The following is a 24,904-nucleotide window of genomic DNA, read 5'->3' on the forward strand; positions in this document are numbered from 1 at the left end:
ATTTACCATGCAGGAGAACAAATATCAATCATTCAACGGAAAGTACCAGGTAAATGGCAACAGCCATTCGGCACAGCCGGAAGCTTCATTGGATCTGCGTAAACTGCTGGACCGGCTGGGACGGTCATGGTACTGGTTCCTGCTCAGCGTGATCCTTTGCTGTTCACTGGGATTCATCTATCTGCGGTACGCTTCGCCGGGTTATAAGATCAATGCAAAAATCCTCGTGGAAGATCAGGCCAAAGGCACTAATATTCCAGGCGCTGAAATCCTTCAGCAGATGGAGATGTTCAATAACAAGAGCAGTGTCGACAATGAGCTTGAAATTATTACCTCCCGCTCCCTGATGGAAAAGGTGGTAAGAGATCAGCACCTCAATATCAGGTACCTGATTGAAGGAAGGCTGAAGAAAACAGAACTTTACGGCAACGTGCCTTTCACCATGAACTGGCTTACTTTAAAAGACAGCGTGGCACTGGCCAATTATACCGTTAAACCATTGGGTAAGGACAGCTTTGCGCTGAGCACGCCGCAATGGAACCGCCATGCGGCCTGGGGCGATACCATACAGGTAGCAGCCGGCCTGCTCCGCATGGACCGTAACAGCGACTACGCACTGGACCACAGCGAATACACCGTGGAAGTAGCTGCAGTGGATAAAACCGTGGCCGACTACCAGCGCCAGCTGGAAGCCAGCATTCCGAATAAACAGGTAAGTACTATCGACCTTACACTCTCGTCTGAGATTCCAAAAAAAGGCGAAATGGTGCTTAATAAGCTCATTGATGCGTACAAACGTGCCAGTGTAGATGATAAGAACCGCATCGCCGACAGCACCATCGCTTTCATCGATGTGCGTCTCGGCATCGTTACCGGTGAGCTCTCCGGCGTGGAAAAGAACATCCAGCGCTTTAAGGAAGCCAATCAGCTGGCAGATATCAGCGAACAGGCCAAACAACTGGTGGCCGGTACCGGCGATTCCCGCAAACAGCTGATCGATAACCAGGTGAAGCTGAACGTGGTGCAGTCGCTCGAAAACTATGTAAGAGACGAAAAGAACAATAAAAGAGTAGTACCTGCGGCCATCGTGGTGCAGGATCCTACTTTCATCGGCATCGTTGAAAAGTATAACACCCTGCAGCTGGAGCGTGAACGCCTGCTGCTGGCCAATACGGAAGGTAACCCGATGATCCGTAATATTGATGGTCAGCTGGCCGGCCTGCGTGGCGACTTACTCAGCAACCTGTCCACCTTCCGGAAAGGACTGGAACTGAGCATGGAAGCACTGCAACAGGATGCCGGCCTCCTCAATGCCCAAATTCAAAAGGTACCCAAAACTGAACGTGTATATCTCGATTACTCCCGCCAGCAGGCTATCAAACAGGAACTGTACCTGTACCTGCTTAAAAAGCGCGAAGAATCGGCTATCTCCAAGTCATCCAACCTGGCTATCGCAAAAGTGATAGACGCGGCTAAAAGCGATCCTAAGCCCTTTAAACCGAAAGGTTTGTTTATCTATCTGATCGCCTTTATCTTTGGTATGGGCTTACCGGCAGGACTTTTCTACCTGGGCGACCTCCTCAACAGGCGTATCCGCAGCAGGGAAGAATTGCAGTCACTCACCCCGGTACCTGTACTGGCAGAGATTGGCCATAACACAGAAGGTGAACTGGTAGTGGTAAGAAAGGACGTAAGAACCCCGCTGGTAGAACAATTCAGGGCATTGAGAACAAACCTGCAGTTCATTATGGCAAACCCGCAGGAGAAAGTGATCCTCCTTACCTCCAGTATGAGCGGAGAAGGAAAATCCTTCGTAGCCACCAACCTGGCAGCCGTTATCGCCCTTTCAGGGAAAAGAGTGCTGCTCATGGAAATGGACCTGCGCAAACCGAAAATTTCAGAAAACCTGGGTCTTAGCAACCACACCGGCTTCAGTACCTACGCTATCGGTAAATCAGCGCTCGACTCCGTGCTGAAACCTTCCGGTATCCACGAAAACTGCTGGCTGATGTCGTCAGGACCCATCCCTCCAAATCCGGCAGAACTGCTGCTGATGGAAAATACCGGCCTGCTCTTTGCAGAGCTCCGCAAAATGTTTGACTATATCATTGTTGATACCGCACCGGTAGGACTGGTGACTGATGCCCAGCTGCTCGGACGCCTCGCGGATGCATCGCTTTACCTGATGCGCCAGGGGTACACGTTCAAGGAACAGGTGAAATTAACCAGGGACCTGCAAAATAAAATGCCGCGACTCAACATCATCCTCAATGATGTGAAACAAGGCACCTCCTACGGTTATGGCTACGGCTACGGCTATGGTATAGAAGAGGAAGACAACAAAGGAATGAAAAAACTTAAAAAAGTATTCAGCAAATAATAAATTTTTGAAAACACTATGAATCAGGATATTAAAATCGGAGTAATTGGCCTGGGCTATGTAGGATTACCACTGGCAGTAGAATTTGCAAAAAAATTCAAGGTGATCGGCTTTGACATCAACGCAGCCAGAGTGGCTGAACTCATGGCAGCAAATGATCATACGCTGGAAGTATCTTCTGAACAACTCAAAGAAGTATTGACTGACTGTACCACGCCAACCGGTTTGTATTGTACCAATGAACTGGATCGTATCGCACCCTGCAACTATTACATCATCACGGTGCCTACGCCAGTGGATAAGAATAACCGCCCTGACCTCACCCCGCTGTTCAAAGCGAGTGAAACTGTAGGAAAAGTGCTGAAAAAAGGAGATATCGTGGTGTATGAATCCACCGTATATCCAGGCGTTACGGAAGATGAATGTGTGCCCGTACTGGAAAGAGTATCCGGCCTCACCTTCAATAAAGACTTCTTCGCCGGCTATTCTCCGGAGCGCATCAACCCGGGCGATAAAGAACATACCGTATCTAAAATCCTGAAAGTAACTTCCGGCTCTACGCCTGAAGTAGCTGAAAAGGTAGACCAGTTATATAAATCCGTGATCACTGCCGGCACGCATAAAGCCACCACCATCAAAGTGGCAGAAGCAGCCAAGGTAATTGAAAACGCACAACGCGACATCAATATCGCCTTTGTAAATGAACTGGCGAAAATCTTCAACCGCCTCGGCATCGATACGGACGAAGTATTGCAGGCCGCCGGTACTAAATGGAACTTCCTGAAATTCCGTCCGGGATTAGTAGGTGGTCACTGTATCGGTGTAGACCCTTACTACCTCGCACAAAAAGCACAGGAAGCAGGCTACCATCCTGAAATCATCCTGGCAGGCCGCCGCCTCAACGATGGCATGGGCGCCTACGTAGCACAGGAAGTAATTAAACTGATGGTGAAAAAGGATATTCCGGTAAAAGGTGCTAAAATCCTTGTGCTGGGAATCACCTTCAAGGAGAACTGCCCGGATGTACGCAATACCAAAGTGGTAGACATCCTCAACGAACTGCAGGATTTTGGTACCAACATCACCGTATATGATCCATGGGCAACGCCTGCGGAGGTAGAACATGAATACGGCTGGAAGTCCACACAGGAACTGAACACCGTATGCGACTACGATGCCGTTATACTGGCTGTATCACATAACGAATTTAAAGAGTTAAATATTAATAAGCTCTGTAAGAACCGTGCAGTAGTGTACGACGTGAAGGGAGTATTGCCGAAAGAACTGACAGACGCCCGTCTTTAATTTATTATCTCTTTAAAACAAAAAAATGTACGACAAGCAATATCATAACAATACGATCAGCAACGCTTCCTTCCTCATCACCGGTGGCGCAGGTTTCATTGGGTCTAACCTCGTGGAATACCTGTTGAAATACGGTGCCGGCAAAGTGCGCGTGCTGGATAATTTCTCGACCGGCAGCATGGATAACCTGCGTCCTTTCCTGGACAATCCGGCATTTGAACTGATAGAAGGTGACATTCGTAACCTGGATACCTGCCGCGAAGCAGTAGCCGGTATGGATTATGTATCCCATCAGGCTGCACTGGGCTCTGTACCAAGGTCTATCAATGATCCGGTAACATCCAATGATGTCAATATCACCGGCCACCTCAATATGCTGGTAGCAGCAAGAGATGCAGGGGTGAAAAGAATGGTGTATGCCGCCAGTTCCAGCACCTACGGTGATCATCCGGGGCTGCCTAAAGTGGAAGACCAGATCGGTAAACCGTTATCACCATACGCTATCACGAAGTATGTAAATGAATTATACGGGGATATTTTCTCCCGCACTTATAAATTCCACACGATAGGACTACGGTATTTCAATGTGTTTGGTCCTCGCCAGAATCCGCGCGGACCATACGCTGCCGTTATCCCGTTGTTTATTGAATCGGCACTGAAAAATGAAGCGCCCTTCATCAATGGTGACGGAGAAACCAGTCGTGACTTCACTTTCGTGGAAAATGCAGTACAGGCAAACATCAAAGCGATGTTGTTGCCGGAGCTGGATAAACACGAAGTGATCAATATCGCCTTCGGCGAACGTACCACCCTCAACGAACTGTGGGAAGGTATCACCGCCATGACAGGCGTTACACTCCAGGCGCAGCACCGCGATGAGCGTGCCGGCGATGTACGCCACAGCCTGGCAAATATAGGTAAAGCTAGTAACCTGATAGGATATACACCCGAATTTTCAGTGCAGGATGGCCTCAAACTGGCCGTGAGTTGGTATGCCGCTAACCTGCAGCGCAGCGCAATCTAATTTTTTACCGCAGTAGCGGTTGGAGAACCTTTTTATGAACTTAACCATATCAAAGCTACGACGCAAGTGGTCAGACACTGCCGTGAAATACCGCAGTCATGCCCCTAAGAAGCTGTCCGGAGAGCACAAAACACTCCTGCGCAACTTCGGAGCACTCTCGGTATTGCAAGGGCTGAATATGATCCTGCCCCTCATCACGCTTCCATATGTGCTCCGCATCTTCGGGGCCGAAAAATATGGCGTGATCGTGCTGGCAAACTCCTTGCTGATGTACTTCCAGGGCTTTGCCGATTTCAGCTTTAACATCACTGCCACCAGGGATGTGGCCATACACCGCCACAGCAAACGTACACTCAGCCTGATATATAGCCGCGTATTGTCTACCAAGGCTATCCTGGTCCTGTTTTCATTCCTGCTGTTTTTACCGCTGGTACTACTGGTGCCGCAGTTTGCAGAAAACAAACTGGTGTTTTTGCTGACATTCCCGGCACTGGCCGGATATGCTTTGTTTCCTGACTGGTTTTTCCAGGGCGTGGAAGAGATGAAAGTGATTACCATCCTTTCCGCCTGCATAAAAATTTTCTTTACGATCTGCATATTCGTGTTTATCCGTAAACCGGAGGATTTCTTCTGGTACCCGCTGTTTCAGGCCCTCGGCTACATCGGCGCAGGCCTGTATGCACAATACCTGATGCATACACGCTACCAGCTGAAATTTAATTTTATCGGGTATGCCAGGATAAAGGAAGTGTTGCGCAGCAACTTCAGCATCTTTATCAACCAATTTCTACCTAATCTCTACAACAACTCAACCACCTTCCTGCTGGGCATACTCACGGGTACCTCAGCAGTGGGGGTGTATGGCGCCGCTAAAAGTTTAATTGAAGCGGCCAATGCAGGACTCAATATTCTGTCGAGAGTATTTTTTCCATTCCTCAACCGCAGAAGCGGTGCTTTCGGCAAGTTCCAGAAACTCATACTGGCCGCCGGTATCGCACTCTGCGCAGGGATTTGTGTATTATCCATTCCTATTACTAAAATATTTCACCTGCAGGGCAAAGAGGCCGTTTGGATTTTGTGTATCATGGCGGTGAGTGTGTTTTTCATGGCTATGTATTACTGCTACGGTACCAACTACTTCATTGTAAAACGTGCGGATAAACTGGTGATGAAAAATACCTTATATGCTTCCATAACAGGCTTTGTGATGGCCTTCCCGTTAATCATGCTGTTTTCCGGCGTGGGGGCGGCCATCAACCTGGCCATGGCAAGAGGGATGATGGGCGTCGGCCTGTGGTGGAAATATAAAAATGAAGAAAAATGAAATTAGCCATACATCATACACCGGGATCTTTCAGCGACAGATGGATCGATTACTGTCGCAATAACGCGATACCATATACGCTGGTAGACTGCTACCGCAACGATATCATGGAACAGCTGAAAGATTGTGATGCCCTGATGTGGCATTGGCATCACGGCGACTATAAAGCAGTGCGCTTTGCGCGACAACTTACCTATTCGCTGGAAGCCGCCGGCAAACTGGTGTTTCCGGATAGTAAAACCGTTTGGCACTTCGACGATAAAGTAGGTCAGAAATATTTGGCGGAAGCCTTAAATGCCCCTATGGTTCCTTCTTTTGTTTTTTATGACAAAACACAGGCACTCGATTGGATCAATACCACCACCTTCCCCAAGGTGTTTAAACTCAGGGGCGGCGCAGGTGCTTCAAACGTGCGCCTGGTAAAGGATGCAGCCGCCGCCAGGAAACTGGCAGGTAAGGCTTTTGGCCGGGGATTTGCAGCCCGTGACCGTTTTAACCGCTTCATTGATGCGGTGTGGCGGCTAAAGCGTGATAAAAACGGTGCTGCTTTTCTCGGTCTGTTCCGTGGCATCGGCAGAATCTTTATTCCTACCATGTATGAAAAAATGCATGGCCGCGAAAAAGGATATCTCTACTTCCAGGAATTTATGCCGGAAAATAATTTTGATACCCGCATTATCGCCATCAACGGAAAAGCCTTTGCTATCAGGCGTTACAACCGCGAAGGTGATTTTCGCGCCTCCGGCTCCGGTTTGATCGGTTACGAACGCAAACTCTTTGATGAAAGGTGTGTGCGTATCACCCTCGACCTCGCTGAAAAAATGCAGGCACAAAGCCTGGCACTTGATTTTATTTACGATCCGCAGCAACAGCCGCTGATCGTGGAAATGAGCTATGGCTTTGCCACGCCCGTGTACGATAAATGCACCGGTTACTGGGATATGGACCTGAATTGGCACGAAGGGCCTTTTGTGCCGCAACATTTTATGGTTGATGCTATGCTCGGCCAGATTGCCAAACAAAAACCTGCGTACACATGAAGCCACTGCCGGTAAAAATATTGGTAACCATGTTCATCATGAGCCTGCTGTTCCTCAACAAGGAATGGCTGGTGATCTATGGATGGGGAATTACCATTCTCATGTATTTCGCTTTCTTCCTAGACCTCCATAGTGTGAGGACCTTTAATTTCAGTGCCAATGTGCATGGCTACAGGATATTCCTGCTGGCCATGCTGGCATTGCTTTCTACCATATGGTCCCCCGATCCGGATGCCACGTTGCAGCACTCGCTCGTTATGCTCATCCTGGTCGCTAATAGTTTTGTACTCTATTATTTTATGGTGAGATATAACCTGTATTCCACCATGACTACCCTGGTACTGATTTATTCGTTCGTCAACTACTCCCTTGCGCTGGGTATCCCGGTATTTGCCTTCCTGGAAAATCACGACGAGGAAATGATGCGCTTCATAGGTACGGAGCTTAATCCAAACTACCTGTCCATCATGCTGATGTTTTCTATCTTCCTGAGTCTGCTGGCATTTCATCGCCATGAGCTGAAATCCAATGCAGCCAAGGGAATACATGTTGTCAACATCCTGCTGGCTTTGTATACCATCTTCCTCACCGCCTCCCGTAAAGGTATTGGCTTCAGTCTGCTGCTGATATTTTTCTACCTCATGATCAATATCCGCAGTCTGCTCGGCTCCTTTAAAACCATCGCCTTTGCAGCCATCGCGGTAGTAGTCGCCTCCTTCTTCCTGAAAGGGGATTTTATCAGTGAGAATTTAGCGCCGGCTTTTGATCGTATCGGCCGTTTGTTTTTAACGATTGGCGGTCGAGATAGTGAAGGTAGTACGGAGGACAGGGTGCGTTTCATCCGCGAAGGATGGGAACAGTTCACCGCCAGCCCAATCGTTGGCTACGGTGCGGCCAGCTTCAAATATTACTATCATTTTTACGCACATAACAATTACATAGAACTGCTTTTTGGGGTAGGCTTCCTCGGGCCCGTTATCTATTACAGCATTCACTTCTCCATTTTACACAAGCTCTGGAAACACCGCACCGGACTGTTTCTGGCAGCATTTGTGATGGTATTGATGCTGATGGATGTAGGGCTGGTAGCCTATTATGATAAACGAATTATGCTGATGTTGCTGGTGATCATTATCACCGCTGAGAAGGAAATACAGGAGAAAGATCTCATGGTAAGCCTGCAGCGTTTTCCACTGAGCCTTAACTAAGCGTTAAACCTCTTGTTGATGAAAAAGAAAATAGTATTCATATTACCCAGTTTAAAAGGCGGCGGCGCCGAGAAAGTAGTGATGAACATCATCAACTCTCTCGATGCTACCAAACTGGATATATACCTGGTGGTGATTTGCCCGGCGTATGATTATATAGACCTGATTACACAACAGGTGAAACTGATCAAGCTGGAGAAACCCAATGCCAGCGCGGGAACACGCGACTTATATAAAGTGCTGAAAGAACTGAAGCCGGATGTAGTATTCACCACGCTCAATCATATCAGCATCATTACCATCCTTATGCGGAAGTTGACAGGTGGTAAATATGTAAATGTAGTACGACTCCCCACTTTGCCGAGCAACCGGTTGGGCGCCGGCTTCAAAGGCAAGCTGGAGCGATTCCTCAACAGCCGCGTGCTCCGCCACGCGCACCACGTGATCGCCCAAACGGCGCAGATGAAAGAGGAGGCAGAAACATTTTACCGCATACCGGCGAAAAAAGTAAGGCATATCCCCAACATGGTTAATACCAAACAGGTAGAAACATTGGGGAGAGAGCTGATTAACGTTTTCGACAACACGCGATTCAATATTGTAGCGGCTGGCTCGCTGTACTCCGCCAAAGGATTTGATGTGCTGATTAAAGCCATGCCGGCCGTATTGGAAGCCATTCCAAATGCACGCCTGCATATCTTAGGCAGGGAGAACACAGAACCCGGCTACGGTAACATGCTGCGTAAGCTCGTGGCAGATAACCAGCTGCAGGACCAGGTGTTATTCCATGGCTTCAAATCCAATCCATATCCTTATTTCCGGGAGGCCGACTTATTTGTGCTCTCTTCCCGCAAAGAAGGATTTCCAAATGTAGTGCTGGAAGCACTGCTGCTGGGCACGCCGGTGGTAGCCACCAACTGCGTGGATTTCAAAGGAATTATTGAACCCGGCATCAACGGGTTTACCGTACCGGTAGCGGATGAAAAAGCGCTGGCAACAGCCATCATCAACGCCCGGCATATGGCCGCTCCTAAACTGGCGGTCAATAATTTTGACTATTCATCATTTTTTATGTCCGTTTAAGCAGATGAACAACCGTAAAATTTTATTCGTGATTACAAGCCTTGGATTTGGTGGGGCAGAAAGTCAGCTGCTGGGAATTATTCCTGCACTGGCCGACAGAGGCTATGAAATCTCCCTGCTTACCATCAAAACCGATCTGGGCCTGCTGGGCAGGTTGGATAAACGTGTGCGTCACTACGACCTGGGTCTCAACGGGGCAAAGTCCATCGTGTCCGCCTTCCGTAAACTTTCACAGGTAATCAAAAAAGAGAAACCGGATATTATCCATACGCACCTGTATCACGCAAACCTGATCGGGCGCTTTGTAAAAATGCGTTACCCGGCTATCCGCGTTATCAATACCTCGCACAGCAACTATGATGCGCGTAAACGTGTGATCAGTCCTTACCTGTTTTATAAACTCACTTCCCGCTGGGTGGATTATCATACAGCCGTGTCCGTGCCCGCACTGGAATTGCTGCATGAAAAAGGCAGTATTGATGCGCAGCGCTCGTCGGTGATTTACAACGCCATCGACGTGGACCGCTTTGCCATGCCGGCGGAAAAGCCTGTTCATCCGGTGTTTCGCTGGATTGCAATTGGTCGCTTAATAGAAGTAAAGGATTACCGCAACCTGTTTGATGCCCTTCAGTTGCTCCTGCGCTCAGGCATGCAGTTTACAGTTGATATTGCGGGAGATGGGGATTTGAAGCATGACTTAAAGGCACAGGTAGAACTGGCAGGCCTCAATCGCCACGTGCGCTTTTTAGGGTTGGTAAAGAATATTTCACAGCTGCTGCCCGACTACGACGGCTACGTGATTTCTTCCCGCAGCGAAGGTATGCCGATGGCGCTACTGGAAGCCATGTCCGCCGGCCTGCCGGTAACCGGTACCGATGTTGGTGGTATCCGTAGCATCCTCGAAGGCGCCGGTGGGGGAGTAGTAGTAACGCCGCGCGATCCGGTAGCATTGGGCGCCGGCATGACGCAGCTTATGAAAATGGATCATGCCACCAGAACCGAATGGGGCAGGAAAAATGCCGCATTTGTAAAAAATAATTTCGAAAAGTCTATGATCCTCAATACCTGGGAAGCGATATACGAAAACACTAAAGCTTAGTTTATGCGTAGACGTTGTTTTGCATTTGCCGCCACACTGGCCCTCTGGATGGGCTGTTATGCACAGGACATATTCCAGTACAAGCCTTTACCTGGTACCTACAGCAACCTGTCGGCCGCGGGCCGGTACAGAACGGAAGCGGCATCCCTGACCGGTGGCGCCTACGATCTCACAAAAGCATTGCCTGCCGGCTATGTAAAAGATGGTTCGGTGGATTATACCACGGCCCTGCAAAACGCCCTCAACACCAACAAAGTGGTGAAGATGCCCAACTTCCCGGTACTGATCAATGATAACGGACTGCTGCTGAAAAGCAATTCCACCGTCATCTTTCAGCCCAATTCTTCACTGGTGCTACAATCCAGTAACAAAGGCAAGTACGCCATGCTCAAAATGCTGAATGTACAAAACGTAAAGCTCTACAACCCCGTACTCGTGGGGGATAAGGATCATCACAGCGGCAACGGTGGCGAGTGGGGCATGGGAATTGATGTTCGCTCCAGCGATAATATCAATATCTATCATCCACAGGTGAGTAAATGTTGGGGAGATGGTATTTACATAGGGCAGGCCGATAAGTCCAAACCCAATACCAACGTAAATATATACTACGCTAACGTGGATAATAACCGGAGAAACGGAATCACCATCGGTTCGGTGAAAGGCCTGAAACTGATCAATCCAGTGGTGAGTAATACCTCCGGAACCTTGCCTATGGCTGGCATCGACATAGAGCCTAACAGCAGCGCCGAACAAATCGATGATATCCTCATCGATAATCCCGTTACGTTCAATAATGCGAAGTACGGGCTTGTGGTAGGATTAGGCCGCTTACCAGGGCCTGACCAGAAACAGGTGAACATCACCATCAATAAACACCTGGATGATGGCAGCGGTATCGCTTTCTGGATGGGTGGCATGGATGGTAAATATACGGCAGCTGATAAGCCACTGGCTGGTAATATCCAGGTGATTGATCCGGTATGGAAAAATAACAGCAATGCCTTTAAAAGCTCACGCAATTACGAATTTGCACCGAAGTGTAAGTTTAAAAATATATCAATTCAAAAACCTGGTAGTAACAACGAGGTGGATAAACTGAAAAAAGCACAGGCCAATAAGAAAAACCTGGAGATAGAATAACTGAAAAACCGAAAAAATTAACCATATCACATGAAACTGTTTATCGTTGTAAACGTAGACTGGTTCTTCCTTTCGCATAGACTGCCCGTAGCATTGGCAGCAAAAGCCGCCGGCTACGATGTGACCATCGTAACCGCTGATACCGGCCGTGCCGATGAAATCCGGAGTCATGGCCTCAAGGTCATTCACCTGCCTTTTAAACGCTCCGGTATGAATATGAAAGAAGAGCTGAACTGTATCCGCCTGCTGTACAACCTGTACAGGCAACATAAACCGGATGTGCTCCATCACGTTACTATCAAAGTGGCGCTGTATGGCAGCATTGCAGCACGACTCTCCAAAATGAAAGGCTCCGTAAATGCCATCAGCGGCCTGGGATACAACTTCACCGGCGGTAGAAAAGGCCTGGCTCAACGAGTACTGCTCACCATGATGAAATTTGGTTTCCGCGGCGGTAACCGCCACTTCATATTCCAGAACGAGGATGATGTAAGTGTGTTCAAATCTTTGAAAATAGTGGATGACAGGGATGTCACCCTTATCAAGGGTTCCGGGGTGGACCTCAACGAATTCACTTTCGCCATAAAACCACCCACCGCAGAGCGGGTGAAAGTAGTACTGCCTGCGCGTATGCTGCGTGATAAAGGCGTGATGGAGTTTATTGCCGCGGCAAGGCTGCTGAAAAAAGAACTGGCGCATTCCGCTCAGTTTATTCTCGCCGGAGATGTGGACCATGAGAACCTCGCTGCTATCAGCGCGGAGGAGCTGACCTCACTCACCGACGGAGAATATATTAAATGGATAGGCTACCAGAAAAATGTGCGCCAGCTCCTCCAGGAGTCCGACCTGGTAGTACTGCCCAGCTACAGGGAAGGCCTGCCGAAGTCGCTCATTGAAGCCGCTGCCGTAGGGCGCCCCATCATTACCACCGATGTTCCCGGTTGCCGCGAATGCGTAATACCTGACTACAACGGATTTCTTGTTCCCGCTAAAGATGCGGAAACACTGGCTGCCGCCATGCGACGCCTCATATTATCTGATGAACTGCGTAAAGAAATGGGCGCCAATTCCAGGGAACTGGCAGAAAGAGAGTTTGGAGTGGATAAAGTGATTGAGAAGACCCTTCATATTTACAGATCATTAGCAAAAGTATCGTAATGAATATTTTAATGAGCGGATACCGCGGTTTTGTAGGTACTAACCTGATGGCCTACACGAAAGACAGGTGGACGGTAACCGGACTAACCAGGCATAAATCTGCTAACGATATATGCCCCCAAACCATTACCTGGGATGAGCTGAACCAGTCGCCGCTGCCCGATGTGGCCGCGGTGGTACACCTGGCGGGGAAGGCCCATGATATGAAGAACGTAAGTTCTCCAAAAGATTATTTTGAGGCCAATACCTACCTTACCCAGCAGCTGTTTGATCGCTTCCTGAAAAGTGATGCCCGCTTCTTCATTTATTGCAGCAGCGTAAAAGCCGCGGCAGATAAAGTGAATGGCGTGCTCACCGAAGAAGAGCCGCCCATGCCGCAAACCGCCTACGGTAAATCCAAACAGATGGCAGAGGCCTACCTGCTGCAGCAACTGCTGCCGCCGGATAAGCACCTTTATATTCTGCGCCCCTGCATGATTCATGGTCCGGGCAATAAAGGGAATCTCAATCTGCTGTATGGATTCGTACAAAAAGGTATTCCGTATCCATTAACCGCTTTCGACAATAAACGTTCGTTTCTTTCCGTAGAAAATCTCTGCTACGTTATCGATGCACTGCTGGCCGCCGATGGTCGTATCCCTTCCGGTGTTTATAATCTTGCCGACGATGAATCACTATCTACCAACGACCTGGTGCAGATTATGGAGCAGGTAACGGGAAAGAATATACGAAAGCTGCATATCAATCCGTCGTTTATCAAAAGCATGGCCAGGGTAGGGGACTTTATCCGGTTTCCGCTCAATACCGACCGCCTGCAGAAGCTGACGGATTCATATGAAGTATCCAATGCAAAAATCAAAAAGGTGCTGGGGCTGGACAAACTCCCACTGGATGCAAGGTCCGGCCTGACAGCCACAATCCGAAGTTTTCAATCCTCCTGATATGACCTATCTTATCATTATCGCTATTTTACTGGTGGCCATGCTGGGCTATTTCAAGCTGGCCGACCGGCTCAATATCATTGATAAACCCAATCAGCGCAGCTCGCATACAGAAGTAACGATCCGCGGTGGGGGCGTTGTATTTCCGCTGGCAGCCATCGCTTACGCACTGTTTTTCCACGGCGTATCCTGGTATACCATCGGAGGCCTTGTGCTTATCAGTGCCGTTAGTTTTGCCGATGATGTGAGTAGCCTGAGCAGCAGGGTACGCCTGCTGGTACAGCTGATCTCCGTTGCATTAATCCTTTACGGTATGGGTGCCTTCGGGGCATGGCCTGCCTGGCTGATAGCCGTGAGCGTAGTGCTGATCATCGGGGTGATCAACGCTTATAATTTCATGGACGGCATCAACGGTATTACGGGGTTATACAGCCTGGTGGCTTTTCTTTGCCTCTGGTACATTAACACCTACGTACATACGTTTACGGACAGTGCCTTTATCATCTGCCCGATACTGGCCTGCCTGGTGTTCCTGTATTTTAATTTCCGCACCAAAGCCCGCTGTTTTGCAGGGGATGTGGGCAGTGTATCGCTGGGATGCTGGCTGGCATTGCTGATCATTTCGCTGATCTGGGAAAGCGGAGAAATAAAGTATGTACTGGTGTTGGCTGTGTATGGTTGCGATACCGTGCTCACCATAATCCACCGGCTGCTGCTGAAGCAAAATATTTTCGAAGCACATCGCCTCCATTTTTACCAGATTCTGGCAAACGACCAGCGGGTGCCGCACCTGATTGTGAGCGCCGGTTATGCCATGTTGCAACTGGCCATTGATGTGATGTTACTGAATACCCATTGGGATTTCATCACCACCTTACTCGTTGCCTGCCTGCCGCTGGCAGGAATTTATGTGGCCATGAAAAATAAATTGATGACAAAATCCGTTGCTGTATGAAAAAAGGAGTAGTTATATATGGTGCTGGTGGACATGCACGTGTAGTGTCCGCTTTAGTCAGGGATCATAACCATGAGGTACGTTGTTTTTTTGATGACCAGGAAACCACTGATACAGCTGTGATTCCTTACCGCGAGGATGCGTATCCGGAAGCTGCAATGATCATAGCCATTGGTAACAACACGGTGCGCCAGCGACTGGCGGACACGGTGGCACATCCATTTGGTACCTTTGTCCACGCAGATGCCAGTGTAGACGCAAGCGTTAGTCCGGGTGCCGGCACCGTAGTGCTGGCAAGAGCAGTGGTACAGGCCAATGTACAGCTGGGTGCGCATGTGATCATCAATGCAGGTGCGGTAGTGGATCATGATGCGGTGATAGAAGATTATGCACACATCGCTCCCAATGCCTATATAGGCGGCGGGGCACATATAGAAAAAGGGGTGGTGATTGGCGCCGGTGCGGTGGTAACACGCTTTGCACGCGTGAAAGCTAATACGGTGGTGCCGCCGCTAACGCTGGTGGTATAGCGCCCCTATTGTTAACGTATTAATTAAACATGCAATTATTGAAAACCCTCACGGCAATGGTAGCCGTGGCATTATTGAACAATAACCCGTCCTTAGCACAGGACATCAGCCTGGGTAACCCTTCGATAGAAGGGCCCCCCAAGGCTGGTAACGTACCGGCCCCCTGGTACAGAGCTTTTCAATCGCCCGATACCCAGCCCGGATTCTATGGAATTTCGCTGCCTGCATCTGATGGTAAAACATATGCAGGCTTTATTTTTGGACATCGCTACCAGGAAGGAATTTCCCAGCAGCTGCCCACGCCGCTCAAAGCCGGCAGCACCTATCAGCTATCCTTTGATCTCGCATTCCCTGTACATTATGACACCTTAACTTTATGTACCGGCACCATGGCCATCTATGGCAGTAATAGTCCTGCGGAGCAGGGCGATTTACTGTGGCAGTCCGGTACCTTCACCCACGAGCAATGGCAACGGTATACCGCCAATATGCGGCCGGCAAAGGATTATAACTATATCCTGCTGATGCCTTATCTGCCGCCATCCTGCTCCGGTAATGGTTACACGGGTACGCTGGTGGATCATCTGTCCGCCAGTCTGGCCCAGGCGCCCAATGTTACCTTCGATATCCAGCCTACCTGCAAAGGAAAAAGCACCGGTAAAATCCAGGTGGTTGCCACTGGCGGGAAATCGCCATACACCTATGAATGGCAGCATGGCGGGCATACTTCCACCCTCTCCGGGCTGGCAGAAGGCCAGTACAGCGTTACCGTAAAATCTGCCAATGGCACCAGTGTTACAGCGGTGGCTAACGTTGCCGCCTATACGCTGAATGTAATGGCGGTGCCACAGTTGCCTTTATGTTATGGAGATGCCAATGGCGCCATTACTTTAAGGCCGCAGAATGGTATAGCGCCTTTTGAGTTTGCCTTCGGAAACAGTGGTGCCTATTCACCGGATAGTGTGTATGACGCACTGAAAGCCGGTAATTACCCATACGCTGCCACGGATGCCGTAGGGTGTGCGATGGCTGCCATCGCGGTGTTGCCGCAGCCGGAAGTATTGCAGTTTGGTCGTGTTAAAATTCATCATGTGAGTTGTACCGATGTAACGGATGGGAGGATTGTACTCAGCGGCGCCGGCGGTACCGCACCGTATGCATATAGTCTGCAATATGGCCCCTGGCAGGCGGACAGTGTATGGAACGGTTTGGATGCGGGAAATTATCATCTCCGGTTAAAAGATAAAAACAGCTGTGAAACAGCTGTTGATTCAAACCTGATACGCTATATCAGAGAGTGTGCCGTGTTTATGCCAACTGCTTTTTCTCCCAACCAGGACGGGCAGAATGATGTGTTTCGTGCAAAAGTACACGATGCCGTGACCGATTTCAGATTGGCGGTGTATACCCGTTGGGGTGAGCTGGCATTTGAAACCCGCGATCCTGAAGGCGGCTGGGATGGTATGATTCGTGGTAAGAAGGCGCAGGCCCAGGTATTTGCATGGGTGCTTACTTATACCGACAGCCGCCAGCAGGCGAGGAAGCAAACAGGTACGGTTACACTGGTACGTTAGCCAGCGGGATAGCCCGATTTTTAAACGGGTAACTATCCAGTACTGCCCTGAGTTTTTTATTATTCCCTATGTCCTGAATAGCCTGTAGATGCTTATGATGATGGAGATCCGTACCTATGTAATCTGCCAGTCCTTTCTGCAACAGATATTCAGCAGCCAGTTTAATATGTTTACCATAATATCCGGTGAGAGACAGGAGATTCACCTGTAGTAAACAGCCGCGTTCTTTAAAGCGGGCATACGTTTCCGGGTGCTGGTGGTAGTAGCTGTACCTTTCGGGATGCGCCATCAGTACCTGGTAGCCTGCTGCCTGGATATCGAATATCCACTGAAAGATCTGCGGCGGGGCGGACATAAACGACATTTCTGCCAGCACCACGCTGTCGAATACTTTCATTAAAGGCTGCTGTAACAGCTGTGGTAGTGATTCATCCAGGTAGTACTCACCTGCATGCCTGAACGAAATTTGATTGCCTGCCTGCTGTAGGGCATCGGATACCTGTTGGTAAGGCGCCGCAAGGGTTTGGGCAGAATTTGGAAAGCGATCCATCATCACGTGTGGCGTAGTGATAATCTGGCGGATGCCCATTTCCTGTAAAGCAGTGATAAAATGAATGCTGGTATCCACATCCTGCACACCATCGTCTACTGCGGGCAGCAGGTGCGAGTGCAGGTCTGTACCCATAAATGCCAGTAATGAGCTGACGTTGGCATCAGATGTATTTTTTTTACGGAAAAAAAACATAAGCGGTTTCGAATAAAGATTACAATTAAAATGCTTGTCCTTTACATCGAAATTAATGCCACAATCTGCTCCAGGTACAATTTATCGGTTTCGTCGAATTGAGACAGGTGCTCGCTATCCACGTCCAGTACGCCTTTTACCACGCCATCGCGGATGATGGGTACTACGATTTCCGAGCGGGATAAGCTGCTGCAGGCAATGTGCCCGGGAAAAGCTTCCACATCCGGCACTATCAGCGTTTGGGCCTGTTCCCAGCTTGTGCCGCAAACGCCTTTTCCTTTACGGATGCGTGTGCAGGCTATAGGGCCCTGGAAGGGGCCTAGCACCAGCTGGTCTTCTTTTACCAGATAGAAACCCACCCAAAACCAGTGGAACTGTTCTTTGAGCGCACCTGCAATATTGGCGAGGTTTGCGATCAGATCGGGCTCTCCGTCTATCAATCCTTTGATCTGCGGAATTAATGAAAGGTACTGTTCCGCCTTATTTCCGGTTGCTACTTTTAAATCTTCAGCCATTTGTCAAAGGTAAGGCATTTGTGTTTCACGGCATTGTCATTCCTGGCGCAGCTTTTTCTTGCATAGTGTTTGTTTTGTCTTTTTTGCACGCAGCCAAGCATGTAAGCAGCAAAGGACGGTGTTATGTTGTTTGTCTCGTTATGAGGTCCGCCGTAGGCGGACCTCATAACGAGAGAGTAGAGGCCTGCGGCCTCTCTTCTCTCAAACATTTTATTGGAACAAAATGCAGGCCTTTGCTGCTTATGCCACTTATGCTGCTTTGCGAGCAAAAAAGACAAAACGAAATCCTTTACAAGCTCAAAATCATTCCCTTTTTGCAAGAAACGCCGCTTTGGCCGACTGCGGCCTGTCTGCAGGAAAATCACCCATATAAATATTTGCTTATTTTATGATTAATATCGTATATTTAAAACAGTAACCATTCATGCGATCATTTAAACCAGTCTGATATTCAGCGGCAAAAAAATCTGCTTAACTGCATGCTGAAAGCATAATTAAAATATCTTTGTTGCGCTATGAAACATCCTGAAGTTATACTGGTAAACGAATCCGACGAGCCCATAGGAGCAATGGAAAAAATGGAAGCCCATGAAAAAGGGTTGCTGCATCGTGCCTTCTCCGTATTTATTGTAAATGATGCCGGCGAAATCCTGATCCAGCAACGTGCGTTGGATAAATATCATTCAGGAGGATTATGGACCAACACCTGCTGTAGTCACCCATATCCGGGCGAAACTACCCTGGACGCGGCACACCGCCGCCTGAAGGAGGAAATGGGATTTGACTGTCCGCTACAGGAGATATTTTCTTTCATGTATAAAAATGTTTTCGACAACGGCCTTACGGAACATGAATATGATCATGTGCTGGTAGGCACCTATAATGGTCCCGTTGAAGCAGATACTTCGGAAGTAAATAGCTATAAGTATATGTCTGCACGAGACATTCTCGCATTGATGGCCGCCGAACCAGATAGTTTTACGGTATGGTTTCATCGTGCTTTGCCAATGGTTTTGGAGTATCTCAAAATAACTGTTAATGAGGTAAACGCCTGACCCGTCATCCGGAGCACTACAGCACCGGGAGTGCTTTATTGCTCCGTGTAATTCCATGGCCGTATGTCATGGGATTTCACGATGCCAACAAATCAATTTTAACTATTACACCTTTACTGTTAACCGAATGAGCTCCGCGGCATGCCAGGCCGCGTTAATCACCTGCATACCTGTAATCCCTTACTATGCCACTGAACCACAGCCGTGCTACCACTGCTGTTAACGCCGCATTCTCTAAACCATAATATGTTAACTTTTAAACAATGAGGCACATGAATCTAATCCACCTCCCGCAATTGAAGTATCCGTTCCCATCCCGCGTGAATGCCCGCGCCGAAGATGCTCAGACCCATATACAACAGTGGGTACAAAAATTTGACCTTATCACCGACGAGAAAGCACTGTTCAAATTCAATAAGGCACGCTTTGCATGGCTCGCTGCACGCGCCTTTCCGGACGCTCCCTTCCACGAACTTTGCCTCATTGCCGACTTTAACACCTGGCTGTTTTTACTCGATGATCAATGCGATGAAAACTCCGCCGGTAAAAAATCTGATTACCTCCGTACCATTATGGCCGGCCTGATGGACATCTTTCACACCAATAAAGTGTATAGTCTGGAAGATGCCGGCCCTTTGCCCGCTTCATTATCCGATATCTGGGAACGTATGCGCGCCATCAGCAAGCCCTCCTGGCGCCTGCGCTTTATCCGCAGCATGGAAGATTACTTTAATTCCTGCATCTGGGAAGCAGAAAACCGCGAAGCTGGCAGAGTTCCATCCGTAAAGGATTACGTTCGTATGCGTCCCTTCACCGGTGCCCTCTTCGCGGATGTAGAAGCCATTGACATCATTGAAAAAATTTACCTGCCAGAAGAAGTGCTGCAAAATGCTATTCTCCAACGCATGATCCTGGCCTGTAATAACATCGTTTGCTGGGCAAATGATATCATCTCCTGTACAAAAGAATCCAAAGCCGGCGATGTACACAACCTGGTGCTGGTACTGAAACATGAACTGGGCATACCGCTGCAGGATGCGGTGGCCGAGGCCACCCGTATGCACAATGAAGAGTTGGCAATTTTCCTCGTACTGGAAAAATTACTCCCTTACGAAGAAACACCCTTCAGCTACGAACTGATTCGCTATGTAGCCGTGCTGCGCAGCTGGATGATCGGAAATTACGAATGGAGTGTACTCGATACCGGTAGATATGGTGTGGCCAGCGCATTAACGGTTGCGGATTAGCAAGGTATAGACGCCTCGCAGGCGTCTATTAAACACAATCTTCGCTAAATTCAGTATCTGACTTTAGCGAAGATTGTTAAGGAAAATTACAAGAAGCAACGCCCGGGAAGCGGCTACCCACCTTTGTTTTTACCAAATCGCCGCTCTATAAGTCGCCCCAACCCCCAAAAGCTCAACGCCAGTATAGCGAAAAACAGCCCCTTGTTGGTGCGGTCCCACAGGTATTCAAAATAGCGGGTATATAAATTCAGGAGAAAGAAGATGATGCCCATATCGCGGATCATAGGATCTTTCCGTTGCAGCCCCCAGATAAACGTGAGTACACATTGTGCGGTAAACGCAAACACCCAGAAAAGCAGGTGCACCTGTCGCAATTGCTGCCACTCCGCCCAGGTGGCCGTATTGCCAAAAATGGAAATCAGCCAGCCGGAGAGCAGGAACAGCAGCCAGCCGCCGCTGCGGGTAATATCTTTTATAGGCGCATATACCCTTGTATTCCTTACCAGTGTGCCGGCAAGCAGCAGGAGTGCTCCCAGCACGGCCATGCGGCAGGGGAGGTTCATGCCCAGGAAGTAAGGCGCATCACCGGTGATATAATAAGTCAGCTTTACGTAAGCCGGAATCAGGGACAGCAGCATGGCCACCCATAAAAAGCGCGACTGTAACGCCAACGCCAGTACGCCATATATAATGGTAGCCAGCAACCAGAATGCGCCATAATTGCCGTTGAGGTAGTCCATGGATTTGCCCAGGTATACCACGGTAACGCCTGTACTGAGCACCGGCAGCAGCCAGAATAGTTCCCGGTTAAAGGAAAAGCCAAGCTCATGGCGCTTCTTGCGCCAGCCATGGTAACACAGGGCCACGGTTACGGCCGCAAAGAGAAAAGCAATTACCCCATCGGTGAGACTAAATTTTTTTCGCAGGATCTCTATCCATTTCTCATCCAGCACCAGTGAGCCAAATGCCATCAGCGCACAGGAAATGGCCGCAATAAATATATATAATGCGATGGTTTGCCAGTCGGTGGTGCGCACCTTCACGGTGCCATTCAGCTGCCGTGCCTGATCTTCGCTGATCAGCGACTGGTGCTGCCATTCCGCAATAGCTCTGTGGAGGATGCTGGCTTCCTTTTTATCTACCTCTGGCATGCGTTATTAGATATGGTGATAAAATACCACGGGCTGCTACAACTGCTTGTCCACTATATGGACCGCCCGTAAGGTGTTACGTTTTTTGATTTTCAACCGGAAATAATTGAACAAAGCCAATGCCGGGATAATCCAATAACTCAGGTATTGGTAATGTACATTATCCGGAAAGAAGAAATAAACCATGGAAATCACCGTAAACCCGGTGGCCATCGTCAGGAAATTATACTTGTACCGCTGGTACATAATCTCTTTCTCGGTATAGTGCCCCGGAGCTGTCAGCGAAGGTTTCTTCTGGAAAGCATAGTAGGCCATCCAGAACATCGCCGCCAGGCAGCCGGCCAGATTGCAGAGATAAATAAACAATGGCAGGATGAAGTGTGGCTTTATATGCACCATCGCCCGGGCTGCAAAGGGAAAGGTAATGATGAAAAACAGGAAAAACAGATTCCTGCTCACCAGGCCATTATCCTGGTGATGCAATAACCGGAATAGCTGCAGGTGCCGGCGCCAGAAATTCACCATAAAAATAAAGGTAGCCAGGAAAACCAGGGCCTGCATCGTCATAGGGCGAAGGTAGGTCATGTAATCGGCCACAGGTACAGCATCAGGGATCTCAGGTAACTTGATATCCAGGATCAACAGGACAATGGACACCGCAAAAACAGCATCACTGAAGTGAGTAATGCGCACCAGTTCCAGCTCCCGCTGCTCAGATTTGGGTTCCTTAATAACAGACATTGACATAATAGGAGCGTATCTTTATAAGCTTCGTGCCGGCAATATACAAAGTATCCCCCAAAGATATCCTTCCACACCTGCACCGTATTTTCTTCCGTCAACATTTTCAACATTTTATTGTTATCTCCCTAACAATCGTCATAGACCGTCAATGATTTAATATGCGTGGCAACCAATTGCTGTTATCTCTTCTGCTTATTACAGGATTTCAGTCTGTTTTCGGACAGGCAGATACCGCTAAAGGCGCTTCCTATGCCTTCAACCTGGAAGATTGTATCAAATATGGGCTGCAACACCACCACGACGTGGTAAATGCGCACCTTGATGTCAACTTTTCAGAAGAACAGGTGAAGGAAGCTACCGGTAAACTCCTGCCGCACGGTAATATTTCCGCCTCTTTCAATGATAATATGAAACTGGCCACCTCCCTGATCCCCGACATCGCAAATGGTAACTACGATGTGAAAATACCCGTGCAATTCGGTACCCGGTTCGCCTCTTCGGTAACAGGGCAGCTGGATCAGGTGATCTTTAACAGCGACTACTTCCTGGGACTCAAAGCCTCAAAAGTCTATACAGACCTGGCAAAGAAAAGCCTTACCCAAACCAATATAGAAACCACCGTGGCCATATCCAAAGCCTACTACGCGGTGCTCACCAATACCGAAAATATCCGGCTCACCAAATCCAATCTCCAGCAACTCTCCAAAACGCTGGAAGATACCCGTCACCGTTATGACCAGGGCGTAGCCGAACGAATAGACGTAGACCGTATCCAGGTATCATATAATAATACGGTTACCACTGTCACCAATCAAATCCGTACCCTCGTATATGCATTACAGTTGCTTAAATTCCAGATGGGTATGCCCCAGGAAGCACAACTGACGCTTACGGAAACCGTGCAGGATTTTGATGTGGAGTATTACCTGTCAGATACAGTTGATTACAAGCCGGAAGACCGCATTGAATACAGCATCCAGAACACACAAATCGCACTCAATGAACTGCAGCTGAAAAGCACCAAAATGAAATACCTGCCGCAGCTCTCTGCCTTTGTGAACTATGGCTGGAATTATTTTTCCACCGACTTCGGCGATCTCTATAAAACCGGATTCGGCGCGTCCGTGCTGGGACTCACACTCAATTGGCCCATCTTTACCGGTACGGAACGACTGCATCTGATCAGGCAAAACAAGATCACCGTCGAAAAATCCCGTAATGATCTCGATTACCTCGTGCAAACCATCAGCAACCAGGTAAAAGAAGCCAATACCATCTACCTGAATAATAAAGACAATTTTACCACTGCCAAGAAGAATATGGACCTCACGCAGGGCATATACGACAGGGTAGTATACAAATATGATCAGGGAGTAAGCACGAGCCTGGATGTATTGTCCGCCGAAAATGAGCTGACACAGGCACGCGTCGACTATATCACCGCCATGCTTAATATCCTCATCAGCAAAACTGACCTGGATAAGGCCATGGGCAAAATCAAGTAATTCGTCAATCGTAATTTCTTCTCCATATGTATCTTAACAAATATTCGAACATACTCCTGTTTTCATCAGCGGTAATCCTCAGCTCCTGCGGAGGAGGAAAGAAGAATCAGCAGGCTATGATGGGTCAGATGAAAGCTACAGTGGTGCCCTATACCGTGCAGGCAGGCGCCTTTACGGTAACGGAGAAGTTCCCGGCTACGCTTACCGCCAATAATATCGTGGAAATACGCGCCGATGTAACCGGCTTCCTCGATGCTATCAAAGTGCCCGACGGCTCCGATGTCGTGAAAGGACAGGTGCTGTACGAGATTGAGAGAAGTCGCTATACCGCCGCCCTGGACCAGTCCGCCGCCACCCGCCAGCAGGCTGAGGCCGACCTGGCACAGAAAGAGCGCGACTATGAACGCTATAAAAACCTCCTCGAACACGACGCGATATCCAAACAAACGGTTGACCAGGCATATACTGCATTACTCACCGCTAAAGCAAACCTGGCAGCGGCCCAGGCAGCAGTTGCCCGCGCTGGAACGGATGTAAACCACTCCCAGATCAAAGCGCCGGTGAGCGGTAAAATCGGTATCGTACTCATCAAAGTGGGAGATATTGTAAACGCAGGTCAAACGCTGATCAACACGGTGGTAAACGAGCAGCCCATGTTCGTGGATTTCGACGTTTCACAATCCCGTGTACAGGAATTCAATAAACTGAAAGTAAACCCCGGCGATATCAAATTCTACCTCCAATTCACCAACGGCGAACGATATAATGAAACCGGAGAAATCATAACCATCAATAACATCGTGGATCAAACCACAGGTACCGTTAAAGTGAGATTGCAGTTTGCCAATAAAGACAGGATGCTAACTTCCGGTATGAGCCTGGTGGTGATTATGGAGTACAAAACAGAGCCTACCCAGGTGGCCATTCCGGCTAAAGCAATTATCCAGAACCTTTCTGAAACAAGCGTAATGCTTATCAATAAAGACAACGTCATCCAGCAGAAAAGTATAGATCCCGGACCACAGGCAGATACCATGCTGCTGATCCGGGCCGGATTGAATGTGGGCGACAGAATAGTGGTGGATGGCCTGCAGAAAGTAAGACCAGGAGATACGGTAAATATTGCCGGTGCCACACCGCCACCTGCTGCCACACAAGCTCCTGCCGGTAAATAAACC

22 protein-coding genes are annotated in these 24,904 nt (G+C 48.7%); 18 read left to right on the top strand and 4 right to left on the bottom strand.

Features of this window, described 5'->3' with window-relative positions; all coding sequences use genetic code 11:
* The first annotated feature begins 7 nt into the window (after positions 1-7).
* The 14 genes from BUB18_RS26525 to BUB18_RS26590 are packed head-to-tail and all read left to right on the top strand — an operon-like array spanning position 8 to position 16,764.
* Entirely contained in the window at positions 8-2,380 is a 2,373-nt protein-coding gene (locus tag BUB18_RS26525; RefSeq protein WP_083550840.1) for a GumC family protein, read from the top strand.
* An 18-nt stretch (positions 2,381-2,398) separates the two neighbouring features.
* Positions 2,399-3,685 carry a nucleotide sugar dehydrogenase gene (locus BUB18_RS26530; protein WP_073086996.1) on the top strand — a complete coding sequence of 429 codons (1,287 nt, stop codon included), beginning with the start codon at positions 2,399-2,401 and terminating at the stop codon, positions 3,683-3,685.
* A gap of 25 nt (positions 3,686-3,710) precedes the next feature.
* Positions 3,711-4,709, top strand: a complete 999-nt coding sequence (locus tag BUB18_RS26535; RefSeq protein WP_073086998.1) for an SDR family oxidoreductase — start codon at positions 3,711-3,713, stop codon at positions 4,707-4,709.
* Positions 4,710-4,743: 34 nt separating this feature from the next.
* Positions 4,744-6,033 carry an oligosaccharide flippase family protein gene (locus BUB18_RS26540; protein ID WP_083550843.1) on the top strand — a complete coding sequence of 430 codons (1,290 nt, stop codon included), beginning with the start codon at positions 4,744-4,746 and terminating at the stop codon, positions 6,031-6,033.
* Positions 6,030-7,073: an ATP-grasp domain-containing protein gene (locus BUB18_RS26545; RefSeq protein WP_073087002.1), complete on the top strand. Its 1,044-nt coding sequence runs from the start codon at positions 6,030-6,032 to the stop codon at positions 7,071-7,073. The genes BUB18_RS26540 and BUB18_RS26545 overlap by 4 nt, the downstream gene beginning before the upstream one ends.
* On the top strand, positions 7,070-8,281 hold the full coding sequence (locus tag BUB18_RS26550) for an O-antigen ligase family protein (RefSeq protein WP_073087004.1): 1,212 nt from the start codon (positions 7,070-7,072) through the stop codon (positions 8,279-8,281). The genes BUB18_RS26545 and BUB18_RS26550 overlap by 4 nt, the downstream gene beginning before the upstream one ends.
* Before the next feature lie 18 nt (positions 8,282-8,299).
* Complete coding sequence (locus BUB18_RS26555) at positions 8,300-9,364, top strand: glycosyltransferase (RefSeq protein WP_073087006.1); 1,065 nt, start codon at positions 8,300-8,302, stop codon at positions 9,362-9,364.
* A 28-nt stretch (positions 9,365-9,392) separates the two neighbouring features.
* Positions 9,393-10,463, top strand: coding sequence for a glycosyltransferase (locus BUB18_RS26560; RefSeq protein ID WP_178372219.1), 1,071 nt, complete (start codon positions 9,393-9,395; stop codon positions 10,461-10,463).
* A 3-nt stretch (positions 10,464-10,466) separates the two neighbouring features.
* On the top strand, positions 10,467-11,606 hold the full coding sequence (locus BUB18_RS26565; RefSeq protein ID WP_073087010.1) for a right-handed parallel beta-helix repeat-containing protein: 1,140 nt from the start codon (positions 10,467-10,469) through the stop codon (positions 11,604-11,606).
* Between the two features lie 30 nt (positions 11,607-11,636).
* Complete coding sequence (locus tag BUB18_RS26570; RefSeq protein WP_073087012.1) at positions 11,637-12,764, top strand: glycosyltransferase family 4 protein; 1,128 nt, start codon at positions 11,637-11,639, stop codon at positions 12,762-12,764.
* Positions 12,764-13,705, top strand: coding sequence for an NAD-dependent epimerase/dehydratase family protein (locus BUB18_RS26575; RefSeq protein ID WP_073087014.1), 942 nt, complete (start codon positions 12,764-12,766; stop codon positions 13,703-13,705). Before BUB18_RS26570 ends, BUB18_RS26575 begins: the two co-directional genes overlap by 1 nt.
* Position 13,706: 1 nt before the next feature.
* Entirely contained in the window at positions 13,707-14,660 is a 954-nt protein-coding gene (locus BUB18_RS26580) for an MraY family glycosyltransferase (protein ID WP_073087016.1), read from the top strand.
* Entirely contained in the window at positions 14,657-15,190 is a 534-nt protein-coding gene (locus tag BUB18_RS26585; protein ID WP_073087018.1) for a PglD-related sugar-binding protein, read from the top strand. The genes BUB18_RS26580 and BUB18_RS26585 overlap by 4 nt, the downstream gene beginning before the upstream one ends.
* A gap of 29 nt (positions 15,191-15,219) precedes the next feature.
* A complete protein-coding gene (locus BUB18_RS26590; RefSeq protein ID WP_083550849.1) occupies positions 15,220-16,764 on the top strand; it encodes a T9SS type B sorting domain-containing protein in 1,545 nt (514 codons plus the stop codon).
* On the opposite strand, the gene BUB18_RS26595 is transcribed toward BUB18_RS26590, so the two are convergent.
* Together BUB18_RS26595 and BUB18_RS26600 are read right to left on the bottom strand one after the other, a co-directional pair.
* On the bottom strand, positions 16,748-17,509 hold the full coding sequence (locus BUB18_RS26595; RefSeq protein WP_073087022.1) for a tyrosine-protein phosphatase: 762 nt from the start codon (positions 17,507-17,509) through the stop codon (positions 16,748-16,750). The genes BUB18_RS26590 and BUB18_RS26595 overlap by 17 nt on opposite strands.
* A 41-nt stretch (positions 17,510-17,550) precedes the next feature.
* The gene (locus BUB18_RS26600) at positions 17,551-18,024 is read right to left on the bottom strand and encodes a GAF domain-containing protein (protein WP_073087023.1); all 474 of its coding nucleotides are present in this window, start codon (positions 18,022-18,024) and stop codon (positions 17,551-17,553) included.
* A 515-nt stretch (positions 18,025-18,539) separates the two neighbouring features.
* Here BUB18_RS26600 and idi point away from each other — a divergent pair.
* Positions 18,540-19,079 (top strand): isopentenyl-diphosphate Delta-isomerase, encoded by a 540-nt coding sequence (gene idi, locus BUB18_RS26610; RefSeq protein ID WP_073087027.1) that lies wholly within the window; start codon positions 18,540-18,542, stop codon positions 19,077-19,079.
* Between the two features lie 272 nt (positions 19,080-19,351).
* Positions 19,352-20,326, top strand: coding sequence for a terpene synthase family protein (locus BUB18_RS26615; protein ID WP_073087029.1), 975 nt, complete (start codon positions 19,352-19,354; stop codon positions 20,324-20,326).
* Positions 20,327-20,439: 113 nt separating this feature from the next.
* On the opposite strand, the gene BUB18_RS26620 is transcribed toward BUB18_RS26615, so the two are convergent.
* Both BUB18_RS26620 and BUB18_RS26625 read right to left on the bottom strand, forming a co-directional pair.
* Complete coding sequence (locus BUB18_RS26620) at positions 20,440-21,477, bottom strand: hypothetical protein (protein WP_073087031.1); 1,038 nt, start codon at positions 21,475-21,477, stop codon at positions 20,440-20,442.
* Positions 21,478-21,513: 36 nt separating this feature from the next.
* Positions 21,514-22,218 carry a TMEM175 family protein gene (locus BUB18_RS26625; RefSeq protein WP_073087033.1) on the bottom strand — a complete coding sequence of 235 codons (705 nt, stop codon included), beginning with the start codon at positions 22,216-22,218 and terminating at the stop codon, positions 21,514-21,516.
* A gap of 161 nt (positions 22,219-22,379) precedes the next feature.
* Between BUB18_RS26625 and BUB18_RS26630 the strand changes: the two genes are divergently transcribed.
* Entirely contained in the window at positions 22,380-23,726 is a 1,347-nt protein-coding gene (locus BUB18_RS26630) for a TolC family protein (protein ID WP_073087035.1), read from the top strand.
* Between the two features lie 26 nt (positions 23,727-23,752).
* Positions 23,753-24,901, top strand: a complete 1,149-nt coding sequence (locus tag BUB18_RS26635) for an efflux RND transporter periplasmic adaptor subunit (protein WP_073087037.1) — start codon at positions 23,753-23,755, stop codon at positions 24,899-24,901.
* Positions 24,902-24,904: the final 3 nt, after the last annotated feature.

The organism is Chitinophaga jiangningensis (assembly GCF_900142605.1).
Classification (GTDB): Bacteria; Bacteroidota; Bacteroidia; order Chitinophagales; family Chitinophagaceae; genus Chitinophaga; species Chitinophaga jiangningensis.

Excerpts from the sequence above, each read along its gene's own strand:
- BUB18_RS26570 (WP_073087012.1), top strand. The coding sequence starts at position 11,637 with ATGAAACTGTTTATCGTTGTAAACGTAGACTGGTTCTTCCTTTCGCAT.
- BUB18_RS26625 (WP_073087033.1), bottom strand. The coding sequence starts at position 22,218 with ATGTCTGTTATTAAGGAACCCAAATCTGAGCAGCGGGAGCTGGAACTG.
- BUB18_RS26525 (WP_083550840.1), top strand. The coding sequence starts at position 8 with ATGCAGGAGAACAAATATCAATCATTCAACGGAAAGTACCAGGTAAAT.
- BUB18_RS26555 (WP_073087006.1), top strand. The coding sequence starts at position 8,300 with ATGAAAAAGAAAATAGTATTCATATTACCCAGTTTAAAAGGCGGCGGC.
- BUB18_RS26590 (WP_083550849.1), top strand. The coding sequence starts at position 15,220 with ATGCAATTATTGAAAACCCTCACGGCAATGGTAGCCGTGGCATTATTG.
- BUB18_RS26545 (WP_073087002.1), top strand. The coding sequence starts at position 6,030 with ATGAAATTAGCCATACATCATACACCGGGATCTTTCAGCGACAGATGG.
- BUB18_RS26535 (WP_073086998.1), top strand. The coding sequence starts at position 3,711 with ATGTACGACAAGCAATATCATAACAATACGATCAGCAACGCTTCCTTC.
- BUB18_RS26635 (WP_073087037.1), top strand. The coding sequence starts at position 23,753 with ATGTATCTTAACAAATATTCGAACATACTCCTGTTTTCATCAGCGGTA.
- BUB18_RS26585 (WP_073087018.1), top strand. The coding sequence starts at position 14,657 with ATGAAAAAAGGAGTAGTTATATATGGTGCTGGTGGACATGCACGTGTA.
- BUB18_RS26595 (WP_073087022.1), bottom strand. The coding sequence starts at position 17,509 with ATGTTTTTTTTCCGTAAAAAAAATACATCTGATGCCAACGTCAGCTCA.
- BUB18_RS26615 (WP_073087029.1), top strand. The coding sequence starts at position 19,352 with ATGAATCTAATCCACCTCCCGCAATTGAAGTATCCGTTCCCATCCCGC.
- BUB18_RS26600 (WP_073087023.1), bottom strand. The coding sequence starts at position 18,024 with ATGGCTGAAGATTTAAAAGTAGCAACCGGAAATAAGGCGGAACAGTAC.
- BUB18_RS26580 (WP_073087016.1), top strand. The coding sequence starts at position 13,707 with ATGACCTATCTTATCATTATCGCTATTTTACTGGTGGCCATGCTGGGC.
- BUB18_RS26565 (WP_073087010.1), top strand. The coding sequence starts at position 10,467 with ATGCGTAGACGTTGTTTTGCATTTGCCGCCACACTGGCCCTCTGGATG.
- BUB18_RS26575 (WP_073087014.1), top strand. The coding sequence starts at position 12,764 with ATGAATATTTTAATGAGCGGATACCGCGGTTTTGTAGGTACTAACCTG.
- BUB18_RS26550 (WP_073087004.1), top strand. The coding sequence starts at position 7,070 with ATGAAGCCACTGCCGGTAAAAATATTGGTAACCATGTTCATCATGAGC.
- BUB18_RS26530 (WP_073086996.1), top strand. The coding sequence starts at position 2,399 with ATGAATCAGGATATTAAAATCGGAGTAATTGGCCTGGGCTATGTAGGA.
- BUB18_RS26620 (WP_073087031.1), bottom strand. The coding sequence starts at position 21,477 with ATGCCAGAGGTAGATAAAAAGGAAGCCAGCATCCTCCACAGAGCTATT.
- BUB18_RS26540 (WP_083550843.1), top strand. The coding sequence starts at position 4,744 with ATGAACTTAACCATATCAAAGCTACGACGCAAGTGGTCAGACACTGCC.
- BUB18_RS26630 (WP_073087035.1), top strand. The coding sequence starts at position 22,380 with ATGCGTGGCAACCAATTGCTGTTATCTCTTCTGCTTATTACAGGATTT.
- idi (WP_073087027.1), top strand. The coding sequence starts at position 18,540 with ATGAAACATCCTGAAGTTATACTGGTAAACGAATCCGACGAGCCCATA.